Source organism: Novosphingobium sp. LASN5T (assembly GCF_003856955.1).
Taxonomy (GTDB): Bacteria; Pseudomonadota; Alphaproteobacteria; order Sphingomonadales; family Sphingomonadaceae; genus Novosphingobium.
In genome coordinates this window covers 109,430-122,072 of record NZ_RQSI01000006.1, presented here as the reverse complement: position 1 = coordinate 122,072, position 12,643 = coordinate 109,430, and the positions used below count along the sequence as shown (strand labels likewise).

Annotated in this window: 13 protein-coding genes; all 13 read right to left on the bottom strand. The window is 66.4% G+C overall.

What is annotated here, in order from left to right:
• Window positions 1–149: 149 nt before the first annotated feature.
• The 13 genes from EH199_RS06575 to dgcN all read right to left on the bottom strand — a co-directional run bounded on the left by EH199_RS06575 (window position 150) and on the right by dgcN (window position 12,618).
• Window positions 150–845, bottom strand: a complete 696-nt coding sequence (locus tag EH199_RS06575) for a Crp/Fnr family transcriptional regulator (RefSeq protein WP_124808479.1) — start codon at window positions 843–845, stop codon at window positions 150–152.
• A gap of 364 nt (window positions 846–1,209) precedes the next feature.
• Window positions 1,210–1,698 carry a flavin reductase family protein gene (locus tag EH199_RS06570; protein WP_124808478.1) on the bottom strand — a complete coding sequence of 163 codons (489 nt, stop codon included), beginning with the start codon at window positions 1,696–1,698 and terminating at the stop codon, window positions 1,210–1,212.
• Between the two features lie 36 nt (window positions 1,699–1,734).
• A complete protein-coding gene (locus EH199_RS06565) occupies window positions 1,735–2,016 on the bottom strand; it encodes a DUF2061 domain-containing protein (protein ID WP_124808477.1) in 282 nt (93 codons plus the stop codon).
• 181 nt (window positions 2,017–2,197) lie between these two features.
• The gene (locus EH199_RS06560; protein WP_124808476.1) at window positions 2,198–2,674 is read right to left on the bottom strand and encodes a lyase; all 477 of its coding nucleotides are present in this window, start codon (window positions 2,672–2,674) and stop codon (window positions 2,198–2,200) included.
• A gap of 85 nt (window positions 2,675–2,759) precedes the next feature.
• Entirely contained in the window at window positions 2,760–3,686 is a 927-nt protein-coding gene (locus EH199_RS06555; RefSeq protein WP_223806505.1) for a CmcJ/NvfI family oxidoreductase, read from the bottom strand.
• Window positions 3,687–3,757: 71 nt separating this feature from the next.
• Complete coding sequence (locus tag EH199_RS06550) at window positions 3,758–4,954, bottom strand: glycosyltransferase family 4 protein (protein WP_223806512.1); 1,197 nt, start codon at window positions 4,952–4,954, stop codon at window positions 3,758–3,760.
• Between the two features lie 134 nt (window positions 4,955–5,088).
• The gene (locus EH199_RS06545; protein WP_124808474.1) at window positions 5,089–6,069 is read right to left on the bottom strand and encodes a nitronate monooxygenase family protein; all 981 of its coding nucleotides are present in this window, start codon (window positions 6,067–6,069) and stop codon (window positions 5,089–5,091) included.
• A 22-nt stretch (window positions 6,070–6,091) separates the two neighbouring features.
• On the bottom strand, window positions 6,092–7,249 hold the full coding sequence (locus EH199_RS06540; RefSeq protein ID WP_124808473.1) for an acyl-CoA dehydrogenase family protein: 1,158 nt from the start codon (window positions 7,247–7,249) through the stop codon (window positions 6,092–6,094).
• 16 nt (window positions 7,250–7,265) lie between these two features.
• A complete protein-coding gene (locus EH199_RS06535; RefSeq protein WP_124808472.1) occupies window positions 7,266–8,471 on the bottom strand; it encodes an acyl-CoA dehydrogenase family protein in 1,206 nt (401 codons plus the stop codon).
• On the bottom strand, window positions 8,468–9,586 hold the full coding sequence (locus EH199_RS06530) for an acyl-CoA dehydrogenase family protein (RefSeq protein ID WP_124808471.1): 1,119 nt from the start codon (window positions 9,584–9,586) through the stop codon (window positions 8,468–8,470). Before EH199_RS06530 ends, EH199_RS06535 begins: the two co-directional genes overlap by 4 nt.
• 116 nt (window positions 9,587–9,702) lie before the next feature.
• Window positions 9,703–10,587 (bottom strand): LysR family transcriptional regulator, encoded by an 885-nt coding sequence (locus EH199_RS06525; protein ID WP_124808470.1) that lies wholly within the window; start codon window positions 10,585–10,587, stop codon window positions 9,703–9,705.
• A 43-nt stretch (window positions 10,588–10,630) separates the two neighbouring features.
• Window positions 10,631–11,623, bottom strand: coding sequence for an N-acetyl-D-Glu racemase DgcA (dgcA, locus tag EH199_RS06520; RefSeq protein WP_124808469.1), 993 nt, complete (start codon window positions 11,621–11,623; stop codon window positions 10,631–10,633).
• Window positions 11,608–12,618 (bottom strand): N-acetyltransferase DgcN, encoded by a 1,011-nt coding sequence (gene dgcN / locus EH199_RS06515; protein ID WP_124808468.1) that lies wholly within the window; start codon window positions 12,616–12,618, stop codon window positions 11,608–11,610. The genes dgcA and dgcN overlap by 16 nt, the downstream gene beginning before the upstream one ends.
• Window positions 12,619–12,643: the final 25 nt, after the last annotated feature.

Below are 12,643 nucleotides of genomic sequence, written 5' to 3'. Positions count from 1 at the left end.
CCGTCCGGCCGCTGCCCCGCAACCCACGCGCGGGGCAGACCGGAAGGGCGGCGGGCGGGTCGAACAGGGGTTCTGGGATCGCCTCGGTTCGGCCCGCTCGTCACTTCCGAAATACGCCGCTGGGCAGCGCGCGCCGTGCGGCGAACCGATTATCCCGCGAGCGCGAGCAATGCTCCGCGATTGACGATCTCCACCTCGCGCCGCGATGGCAGTTCGATCACGCCATCGTTCTTGAGCTTGGTGAACTGACGGCTCACCGTCTCGATCGTCAGCCCCAGCACATCGGCCACCTGCTGGCGCGAAAATGGCAGGCTGAAGCGCCTGGCCGGGCCGAAGCTCGGCTGGCAGCCCGTTTCGGCGAGCCGCTCCGACATTTCCAGCAGGAACGTCGCGATCTTTTCGGGTGCGGTCTTGCGCCCCAGCAGCATCATCCAGGACCGCGTGCGGTCCAGTTCGGACAGCGTGCGCTCCAGCAGCTTGTGCTCCAGTTCGGGATGCTCGCGCGCGAAGCGGTCGAAATCGTTGCGCGCGAATACGCAGACGCGCGCGTCCGTCAGCGCGACGACGCTGGCCCGGCTGGTCTGGCCGAACGGGCGGCCGATGAAATCGGACGGATAAGCCACGCCCACGATCTGCTCGCGCCCGTCCTCTGTGCTGGTGACCAGCTTGAGAACGCCATCGATGACGTTGGCGACAAGGAGGGAATCGTCATCCTCCCAGATCAGCGGCTCCCCCGCCGACACGGAACGACGCCGCCCCATCGAATTAAGAGCGGTGATTTCCTTATTGTCCAGCCCCGAGCAGATGGCCCGATTGCGGACGACGCAGGTTTCACACGAAGACATGACAGCCCGCCTATCATCTTCCCCCAACCACGACAATCACACTTGCGTCGTATTTGACGGTTGCGCAACCCCCTGATTGCTAAGGGAGACCGCGCTTGGGCGAATACCCGTCGTTCTATTTTCGGATATGCGAACCAGTCAGTTCCGGGCCACAAAAAAGAAGGGCGGCCTCACGACCGCCCGAGTTGGGGAGAAATCACGGAAGGAAACCCCAACGGGTGGCGTTGCTGCTTCCTTTCGACGCCCAAGGAATGCCCCGGATCGATTCTCCCCACCTTGACGCAAGTCAAAAACGGGCGCGCATCTGCAAAAAATATCAGGCATTGGAAATTTTTCCGGCCGGCCCGCTCCCTTCGCGTGCCGGTCAGCTGTCCTGAAGGCAGACGAGATCGTGGTACTGGCCACGGAAGAACAGCAGAGGCGTGCCCTGTTCGCGGCGCTCCATCGCCTCGACCGCGCCCACCACCAGCCAGTGATCGCCGATATCCTCGACTCGTTCCACCGCACAGTCGATCCACGCGATCGCATCGTCCAGCAGCGGCTGGCCCGACGGCGTGTGGCCGTGCGCGAGTTCGGCGAACTTGTCGTCCGCCTTTGAAGCGAAGCGGCGACAGAGGTCGAGTTGGTCGGCGCCCAGCACGTTCACGCAAAAGCGACCGATAGCCGCGATCTTCGGCCAGGTTCCCGATCGCTTGTCGGGGAAGAAGCCCACCAGTGGCGGATCGAGCGAGATCGACGTGAACGAGCCGACCACCAGCCCGCTGCGATGACCGTCCGCGTCAACGGCGGTAATCACGCAGACACCGGTAGGATAGGTGCCGAGAACGTCGCGGAAATGGCGGGGATCGATCATTGGCTCTCGTTGTCCGCAATGGCGCGCAAGGTCAAGTCAGGTCGCGTCGGCGCCGCTGACGATACCGGCCAGAACATCGCCCTCCTCGGCCTCCGGTTCGCGCTTGGCGCCCCAGTTGACCGAAGCCCACGCGCGTTCGTGGAAATAGTAGAGGAGGATCTTGGTGATAATCTCGGTGCTGGCGATGGCGCCGGCGGCCTTGGCGTTGCTGGTGAAGAACCAGCTCAGCAGGAAGGTATCGATGCTGCCGAGCGCGCGCCAGCTGATGCCCTTGATGAGTGAGCGCGAGTGTGTCTCGTGGCCCCTGAACAGTATCATGCCATCTCCCGGGTGGCGGGTGTGCGACACCGGCCCCTAGCCGCGCCGCCGCGGGGTGAATAGCGCGAAATCGTTCGCCACGGGATAGCCGGGCTTTAGGGTCCCTGGCCCTAAGGAGAGAATCCCAGGACGCGTGGACAAATCGAATGACAGATTGCGCCAGTTGCGGACGTAACAGCACCTAGGTCGCCGACGAGCCCCTCTCGCAAGCTGCCAACGCGTCACGAGCAAGTTTGTCTAGCCATTCGTTGTCGGATGGCTCAGTCCAGGGCAGAAGCGCATCTGCCAGCGCCGGATCCGCGATCAGTTCGGCGGCCTCGAAGACGGCCATGCACGCCTGCTCGTTAGACAGCGCTTCCAAAGCGAATGGGATTGCCAGAACCGGGTCTCGCCTGGCTAAACCCAGCAGCGCCTCCGCTCTTACCACATCGTTTTCGTCGCGAAGAGCCGCAAGCAACGCATCCCGGATCACGGGCGTGTCCACTTCCTCCGATGCAAGGAGCATCGTAGCCCAATCCCGGTTCGAAAGGTCCCGATCCTGCGTCAGCGAGATAAGCCGCCCCAGATTGGCATCAGCAAAGGCGGAGCCTGACAGCGGCACTTCCTCAGCGATTATTGCTTTCAGGAAATCGGAAGCAGGTTCGTAGCGCTCGTTCATAGAACTCGGCATAACACCGCAGACGCACCGCAGCTAACCAACCCTTCTCGGTCGCCCCAATTGCTCCTGAATTTATCCAAGCCGCCTAGGCCCGGTCAAAATAGGCCACGCAGCGCACCTCGATGCTGGAGCGGGTCTTCGCATCGGGCAGGCTGGTATCGTGGAAGGCGGTGTGCGGGCAGCGCCAGGTCACGGAATGGTCGCTGTCCTGGAACTTGAACAGCAGCACGTCATCGGCTGCCATGTTGGAGAAATACCACCAGCGATGGCGCGGCCGGTAACGGAAGATCGTGGCGGCGATCATGTCCTCCTCGCCCTCCACCGGCGCGGTCAGCGCATCGCCGGCCGGGAATTCATCGACCACGAACAGCGTGTTGGAGGCGGTTTCCTCGTCGCGCACCGTGCGCCCGTCGCATACCGCCAGCGGCCAGTCCTGCGGCCCCGGCGAAAACGTGCGCCATAGCGAGAAGCAGATGTAGCGGGCATAGGGCGGCGCATCGGGGAACGCCTGGCCGTGAATCCGCGCCGCTGCGCGACGGCCGGTAATCTCGTTGTAGTCGACATGCGCTTCGCCCGCCGGGGGCTGGATGCCGCCGGCGTGCTGGTAATTCTCGACCTTCTCCTTGGCCCGCGCGCTGAGATCGGCCGAGGTGCGGATCATCCACCCCTGCGCGGCCACGCGATCCGCCCCGCACAGGCGCGCGACGAGTTGCTCCACCTCGCGCAGATAGCCCGCGTCCACCGCCGCCCTGTCGTGGAAATCGGTGATGGCGGAGCGATGCCGGCCGATCATGAAGCCATGACGGTCCAGCGTGAAATGATCGCGGATCGGCATCCCGTCGAGCACCACCATCGCGTGGTCCACATAGTCACCGGTGTTGATCTCCGCGCCACGGCTCACGTAGCGGCGCGTGACGTAGTCGCCCTCGGCCAGATAGCGGATCAGCGCCGGCGCCGCGCGCGCGCTATCCTCGATCGCATCGCCTTCGATCGGCTCCACCATGCCACCCATCGCCAAGCGTCCTCTTTCCCACACATTGTTAGCTTGACTAATTACACATACGTGTAATTCCGTCCAGGGGTTTATAAGGCACTGCCCGTGCGCCGGGCGGCAAGCGCGGCGAATTCCCGCTCCAGGACATCGGTATTGTGGCGAATATCGTGTTTCGTTGCGGCCAAAAGGCGGGCGTGGCTCGAAAAATGGCCATGGAAGCCGGGATCATCGACAAACGCCACGATCTTCTCGATAATCTGTTCGAGAAAACGGTCGCTGGGAAGCTCGGCATAGGGCGGCTCGTAGCAGGCCGGCGGAAATTCGATGCGCAAGCCGCCTTCGCCCAGCATCTCTGGCGGCCCGCCCCGGTTGCTGACAATCGGCGGAATGCCGTTGAGCATGGCTTCCACGATCACCCGTCCTGCGCTTTCCCAGCACAGCGTCGGCACCAGCAGGCAGCGCGCCCGGCCATAGAGGGGCCGCATGTCCACCGTGTTGCGGGTTACCACCACGTTCGACAGGCTGTCGCGGGGTTCTCCGAACGCGGCCGTCACCAGCCGGACGATGTCCTCCCACTTGCCGCGCGCCTCTACCACCTCGAAGACGATGTCCGGCCGGCGGCGTTCCAGCAACATGGCCATGCGACAGACAACGGCCGCCCCTTTCTCCAGGGTTGGGTTGACGAACAGGATCCGGTCAGGCTGGGGGTGCTGCGCCACCACGGCAGCAGGATCGATGAACACGCCCACGGGGCACACTTCGTAACCTTCGCGCTCGCGATAGAACGCCGCATTGGTCTCGCTGGCGGTCAGCAACAGGTCGATATCCCGGCACCAGCGCTTGCCATGGAAATGCCCGTTGCCCAGATAGGCGGCCACGCCCGCGCCGGCACGGTGCGCGTCGATCGCGGTCAGCATCTCCAGCGTCTGCCCGCCATAAAAGAACACGATATCCGGCCCGAATGCGTCCAGCCGGCCCAGCAGCGCCTCATGCCAGTCGCCTTCCTCGCGCGATGTCAGCAGCGGGCGCGCGGTCTCCCCGGTCACGTAGAGCCGATGCCGGAGCGGGCCGTCGTCCACGTTCACCCACTGCCCCGCCCGTGCGCGCACCTCGTCCCAGGAATCGGCGATGCGCGAGACGCCCGCGGGGTGATCGAAAACGGTGGCCCCCAGAATATCGACTTCGTGCCCCCGATGGACGAGTTGCATCAGCATTTCGCGGATCGCGATCGCCGCGCCGCTCGACGTATCGAGCAGGCTGAACACGCTGGCCCAGAGGATCTTCATCTTCGGCACCGGCATTTCCGACAAAGGCCCACTCCCCCTCTGGCCGCCCCTCTTCGCCGCCCCGCAACGGCGATGCGGCAGAAGGGGGGTATAACGGGCAACGGGCCGCGCGTCAGTGCTGCAAGCGCCGAACCTCAGGCCAGGAAGCGATCGAGCCTTTGGCGGACGATGTTTTCAGCATCGTGGATGATGCGGTCGATCAGGTCCTGGCAGGTCGGCACATCGTGGATCAGGCCCTGGACCATGCCGGCCCAGAACACACCCTTGGTCAGGTCGCCGGTCTGGAGAAGCTCCTTGCCGGCCACGCCGGAGACGAGTTCGCGCACGTCCTCGAACACCGCATCGGGCTGCGACAGGCGCCGCACCACTTCTTCCGATACCGCGCTGCGCCCCACGCGCGCGGTGTTCTTGAAGTTGCGGAAGATCAGGAAGCTGCCGCGTTCGTCGTTGTCGATATAGGCCTGTTTCACGTTGGCGTGGATCGGCGCTTCCTGCGTCGCGCAGAACCGCGTGCCCATGTTGATCCCTTCCGCGCCCAGGCTCAGCGCCGCGACCAGCCCGCGCCCGTCGCCGAAGCCGCCCGAGGCCAGCAGCGGAATCTTCACCTTGTCCGCCGCCGCCGGGATCAGGATCAGGCCGGGAATGTCGTCCTCGCCAGGGTGGCCGGCGCATTCGAAGCCGTCGATCGAGACGATATCGCACCCCGCCTTCTCCGCCGACAGCGCGTGGCGCACCGCCGTGCACTTGTGCAGGATTGTCACGCCATGCGGCTTGAGCATTTCCCAGATCTCGCGCACCGCCTGCGTGCCCGCCGTTTCCACGATCTTCACGCCGCCATCAATGATCGCCTGCGCATAGGCCTTGTAGTCGGGCGAATTGACCGTCGGGAAGATCGTCATGTTCACGCCGAACGGCTTGTCCGTCATCGCCCGGGTGCGCTCGATCTCCTCGCGCAGCTTGTCCGGCGTCGGCTGGGTCAGCGCGGTGATGATGCCAAGCCCGCCCGCGTTCGAGACCGCGCTCGCCAGTTCGGCATAGCCCACGTTCATCATCCCGCCCTGCACGATCGGATGCTCGATCCCCAGCATCTCGGTAATGCGCGTCTTGAAAGCCATTGTTCGTCCTCTCCCGTGTTCGTCAGTAGCTGCGCGGCAGCCCCAGCACATGCTCGGCAAGATAGCTGAGGATCAGGTTGGTGCTGATCGGCGCCACGGTATAGAGCCGCGCCTCGCGGAACTTGCGCTCCACGTCGTATTCCTCGGCAAAGCCGAAGCCGCCGAAGGTCTGCACGCACATGTCAGCGGCGGCCCAGCTTGCCTCGCTTGCCAGCAGCTTGGCCATGTTCGCCTCCGCACCCGGATTGCCGCCGCTGTCATAGACCTGCGCCGCGTGGTGGACCATCAGCTCGGCCGCGCGCATCTGCGCATAGGCGCGGGCGATCGGGAACTGAATGCCCTGGTTCTGCCCGATCGCCCGGCCGAACACCTTGCGCTCGCGGGCATAGTCGCTGGCCCGCGCGATGAACCACTTGGCATCGCCGACGCATTCCGAGGCGATCAGGATGCGTTCGGCGTTCATCCCCGAAAGAATGTAGCGGAAGCCCTGCCCCTCCTCTCCGATCAGAGCGGAAGCCGGGATGCGCAGGTCGTCGAAGAACACTTCGGTCGTCGAATGGTTCATCATCGTGCGGATCGGCTTGATCGTCATGCCCTTGCCCACCGCCTCGCGCATGTCGACCAGGAAGATCGAAAGCCCTTCGGTCCGCTTGGCCACCGCATCGCGCGGCGTGGTCCGTGCCAGCAGCAGCATGAGGTCGGAATATTCGGCGCGGCTGGTCCAGATCTTCTGGCCGTTGACCACGTAGTGATCGCCATCCCGCACCGCCACCGTGCGCAGCGAAAGCGTGTCCGTCCCACTGGTCGGTTCCGAGACGCCGAACGCCTGCAACCGCAATTCCCCGCTGGCGATCCCGGGCAGATAGCGCTGCTTCTGCTCCGCGCTGCCATAGCGCAGCAGGGTGTTCATGATGTACATCTGCGCATGGGCCGAGGCCCCGTTGCAGCCCGATGCCTGAATTTCCTCCATGATCACCGCGGCCGCATCGAGCTTCAGGCCCGAACCGCCGTATTCCGGCGGGATCAGCGCCGCCAGGAACCCGGACCGCGTCAGCGCGTCCACGAACTCCGCCGGATAGGCGCGGTCGCGGTCCTTGTCCCGCCAGTATTCGCCCGGAAAATCCGCGCACAGCGCCTGTACCGCGCGGCGGATTTCCGCCATGTCCTCGTTTTCGGTCATGCCTGCGCTATCGTCCTTACGCGGGGATCTGGTTGAACGGCACGCCCTTGTCCGGGCGATGGTCCTGCGGCAGGCCCAGGATGCGTTCGGCGATGGTGTTCAGCAGCATCTCGTCCGCGCCACCGGCGATCCGCCCGGTGGGGGCGTTGAGCCAGCTCGCGGTCCAGTTCTCCTTCTGCGAGGCATGCGGATCGAACGCGAGGCCGGCGTTGCCCTGCAGGTCGATCGCCAGTTCCGACAGCTTCTGCCGACTGCGCACCGCGACCAGCTTGTTCAGCGAGCCTTCCGGCCCCGGTTCCATCCCCGCCTGCATCATCAGCATGGCGCGCGTGGTGATCGATTCCAGCCCCGCACGCATCGCGTGGTTGCGCGCGATCTGCGACCGGATGCGGCCGTCCGCGATCGCCGGGCGGCCGTTGACTTCCACGTCCCGCGCCAGATCCACGAACAGGTCGAGATGCGGGCCGAAGCCGCCGCTGTCGGTCGCCACGTAGCGCTCGATCATCAGCGTCGCCATCGCCACCGCGAAGCCGCCGCCCACCGGGCTCATCCGCTGGCTATCCTCCAGCCGCACGTCGTCGAAGAACACCTCGTTGACGTGGCTGTCCCCGCCCGCCAGCTTGATCGGACGGACCTCGACGCCGGGCGCCTTCATGTCCACCCAGTAGTAGGTCAGCCCCTTGTGCTTCGGCACCGTGGGATCGGTCCGCGCCACGATCACGCCATAGTCGCAATACTGCGCCCAGCTGGTCCACACCTTCTGCCCGTTGAGCTTCCAGCCGTTGCCGTCCACTTCGGCGCGGGTGCGCAGGCCGGCCAGATCCGATCCGCCCGCCGGTTCGGAGAACAGCTGGCACCAGATCTCCTCGCCGCGCAGCGCCTTGAGCACCCGTTCCTTGACGAAGGCCTTGTCCTCGCAGAAGCGCATCAGGATCGGCACCGGCATCCCCAGCGAAATGCCGAAATAGGCCGTGGGCATCCCGAAGCCCATCTCCTCGGTATCGAAGATCACTTTCTCGATGTGGGTCAGGCCCTGCCCGCCCATCTCCGTGGGCCAGTTGATCCCGGCGAAGCCCGCGTCGAACCGCGCCGCCAGATAGCGCCGGCCCAGCGCCAGATCCTGCTCCACGTCCAGCCCGCGCCGGGCCTCGCGCCCGAACTCGCCCACCACCGATTGCAGCCACGTGCGGGCGCGGGCGCGGAAGGCTTCGTAATCGCTCATGCCACTTCTCCCGTCAGGTGATCGACCAGCAGATCTTCCCAGAACAGCAGGTTGCCCTGCTCGATCGCCAAGCTGCGCGCGCGGCGCATGTGCAGATGCAGCCCCTGCTCCCAGGTCACGCCGATCCCGCCGTGGATCTGCACGCAATCGCGCGCGGCGGTGTCATAGGCCTCGGTCGCGGAAATCCGCGCATCCGCCGCCGCGATGAGGAAGTTGGCTGTCCCATTGGGCGTCCCGTCAGCAGCATCCGCCAGCGCCGCCGCGTGGATGCAGTTGGCCCTCGCGATCTCGACCAGCCCGTACAGCTCGGCGATGCGGTGCTTGACCGACTGAAACGCGCCGATCGGCTGGCCGAAGGCCTTGCGTGTCACGGCATAATCGCGCGCGATCGTCAGCAGCGCCTCGGCCCCGCCGGTCTGCTCGTGCGCCGTCACCACCGCCATCCGCGCCAGCACGTCCAGCGCGAGCGCGCGGGCCGCCCCGCCCCGCGCGAGCAGCGTAGCCGGCGCCTCGGCAAAGGCGAGGTCGGCATAGAGGCGGCTGTTGTCGAAGCCATCCACCGGGTTGCGCGTGGCACCTGAGAGTTCGACGAGCACCAGCGCCGGCTCACCCTCGTTCATGGCCCAGACCACCGCGATGTCCGCGGCAAGCCCGGCCACCACACCTTCCTTGACGCCCGTCAGCCGACCGGCCGCGAAGACCGTGGTCGGGCGTGGCGGCAGCGGCGCATTGCCTTCCGCGAAGGCCACCGTCGCCGTCGCCTCGCCACTCGCCAGCCGGGGGAGCCATGCCGCCTGCACCTCGGCCGATCCAGCCTCGGCCAGCACCCGCGCCGCACCATAGCCCACCGTCAGGAACGGCGCGCCCGCGATTACCCCACCTGCCGCCTGCGCCACCAGCCCCAGCTCGATCAGGCCCAGACCAAGCCCGCCATGCTCCTCCGCGATCGCCAGCGCCGTCCAGCCCTGCTCCACCGCCGTATCCCGGAACACCGCGTCGCAAGCGCCCACCTGCTCCAGCAAGCCCAGCAAGCGCCCCTTGTCTGACCGCGCCTCCAGCACGCGCCGGCACTCCGTCGCAATCGCCTGCTGTCCCTCGTCAAGAAGGATCGACATTTCACGCACCCCTTTTCCCGCGGCGTTCGGCCAAGATCCAGCGCGCGCCGCCACCCTCTTTTAATCGATCAGTTAAACTACACAGGAACGGGCATCAGGCAAGGGCAAAGGTGCCCTCACCGCGTGGCCAAAGCGCCCCGGACACATTCGAGGAAATGGTGCGAAACGGTGGAAAGCGGCCGGTCTTCGAGATGCGCCGCAATCACATCAAAGCGCATCGCTTCGTTCAACGGGCGATAATCCATGGCTTCGCTGGCACAGGCCCGGGCGGTGAATTCGTCCATGATCGCCACGCCCAGCCCGCGTTCGACCAGGGCCGCCGCCACGAAATAGGTCTTCGTCTGGATCACCGGGGCGCCGTCATCCGCGGTGGGCTGCCGACGGCTCAGCAACCTGCCGATGGTGCCGTCGTTGAGCAGTTCGATCACGCGCAGGTGGCGGACGTCCTCCAGCGCGATCCGCTCCGGAGGATCGGGAATATCCTGCCGGCGAAACAACAACACGATCTGACCGGTCCCGAGCATGACGGGCGCCAGCCGGGGGTGGCGCGGCGCGTCATAGCCGATCACGATATCGCTGGTGCGGGCCTGCAGCGCCTCGACCAGTTCCTCGCTGTGCAGCGTCCGCAAATCGATCGAAACGCCAGGATGCCGCGCGGCGAACGCGGCCACCGCATCAGGAACCACCTCCAGCCCCAGCGAATGGATCATCGCCACGCGCAGCCGGCCTTGCTCGATCCGGCGCAGGTTGCGCGCGGATTCGCGCAGCATGTCGACGCTGTGCCGCACCGCACTGGCATCCGCGAACAGTTCGTGCGCCTCGTCGGTCGGTACCAGCCGCCCCTTGACCACGCGGAACAGCGCGAAGCCCAGCCGCGTTTCGGCGTGGCGCAGCACCTTGCCCACCGATGGCTGCGACACGCCCAGCAATCGCGCCGCGCCACTGAGCGAGCCGGTCTGATAGACGGCGTGGAACACCTCGATATGCCGCAGGCTGATCATGCGGCGACCTTATGGGCACGTCCGCGCCTGGCAAGCCCGATCCTCAGGCAATACCGCCCCAGAAGCCCGGCTGCGGCGGTACGACAACGCCATCGTCCAACACGCGCAACCCACCCGACCGGTCCTCGAGCAGCCACCACGGGCCGTCGACATCGACGAAATCGGCGCGTGCGGCGATCCGCAGCGCCGGCGCTATGCCGAGCGAGGTCGCCAGCATGCAGCCGACCATCACGCCCAAGCCTGCGGCCCGCGCCGCGTCGTACAGCGCCAGCGCCTCGGTCAGTCCGCCTGTCTTGTCGAGCTTGATGTTCACGAACCGGTAAAGCCCGCGCAACCGAGGGATATCGGCAGCGACGTGGCAGGATTCGTCGGCACAGATCGGCACCTGCGCCGTGAAGCCTGCCAACGCGCCATCCTGCCCGGCCGGCAACGGCTGTTCCAGTAGCGCAATGCCCAGTTCCGCCAGCACCGGCTGCATCGCCACCAGCAGCGGCATCGTCCAGGCTTCGTTGGCATCGACGATCAGCGTCGTGTCCGGCAGACTGCACCGCACCGCGCGCAGGCAGGCTTCCGGATCAGCGGTATCGACCTTGACCTTGACCAGCCGCGCCCGCGCCAGCTTGTGCGCCGCCCGCGCCATCGCCTCGGGCCGGTCGATCGAGACGGTTTGCGCGCTGGTGAGAGGCGGCAGTACGGGCGCGATGTTTCGGGCATGGCGTGCCTCCAGATCCCACAGCGCGGCATCGATCGCATTGCGCGCGCTGCCGGGCGGCATCAGCGTGCGCAGCGCCGCGCGGTCGCAACCGGCCTGCAGCGCCGGTATCGCGGCTTCAATCTGCATACGCACGGATTCCGGCGTCTCGCCGTAGCGGGCGGACGGCGTGCCCTCGCCCCGCCCGACAACGCCCGGCCCGGCCACGCTCCCTTCGCCGATCGTGACGACCACCACCGCGATGTCCGTGCGCGTGCCCCGCGCTATCCGGAACGGCGCGCGCAAGGGCCAGCATTCGACGCGAATATCTACGCTGCGCAACATGCCAGCAGCCGATCCACGATCCGATCCACACCCATCGCCACCGGGTCCTGGCACGGAAGACCCAGTTCATCCTCCACGCGCCGGCAGTATGCCTGCGCTTCCTGCGCTGGCAGCGCCGACGTGTTGACCGCGACGCCCACCGCGATCACATCCGGGCTGGTCAGGCGCGCGGCTTCCAGGTTGCGCGCCAGGCATTCGGCCAGCACCGGCACCGGATAGTCCCCAGCATGGCGGATCGTCTCGCGCCCCGCCTCGTGGCACAACACCAGCGCCCTCGCCTGCGCGCCGTGCAGCAGGCCCAGCGAAACGCCGGCATAGGCGGGATGGAACAGCGAGCCCTGCCCCTCGATCAGATCCCAGCCGCCATCGTGGCGATCCGGCGCAAGCCATTCGGCGGCACCGGCGATGAAATCGGCGATCACCGCATCGATCGGCACGCCCGAGCCGGCGATCAGGATGCCGGTCTGCCCCGTGGCGCGGAAATCGGCCGCAACACCCCGACCGCGCAGTTCGCGCTCGATCGCCAGCGTGGAATACATCTTGCCGACCGCACAGTCGGTGCCCACCGTTATCAGCCGGTTCCCCGCCCGCTTGCGCCCGGTGCCGAGCGGCAGCGAAGCGGGCGGTTCGCGCACGTCGAACAGCGAAAGCCCGGCGGCTTGCGCCGCGGCCCGTATCGCCGGATTGCCGGCAAGGCGCGCGTGCAGGCCCGAAGCGACATGCAGCCCGGCGCGCAGGGCTTCCAGGCAGAAGGCAACCGTTCCCGCGTCCATCACCCCGCCGGCATTGGCATAGCCCAGCACCGCCGTCCGCGCGCCGGCCGCCACGGCTTCGGCAAGGCTCATCCGGGGCAGGCCCACCGTGACCGGGCAGCCCGGTTCGGCCATTTCGGCAATCGCCATGCCGGGACGCCAGAACGCGATGCCACGCGCCGTCTTGGCGGCCAGCGGATCGGTAACCGCGCCAAGATAGACCAGATAGGGGCCGGGTATCATGCTGTTTCCTCGCTTCGCTGCGCCG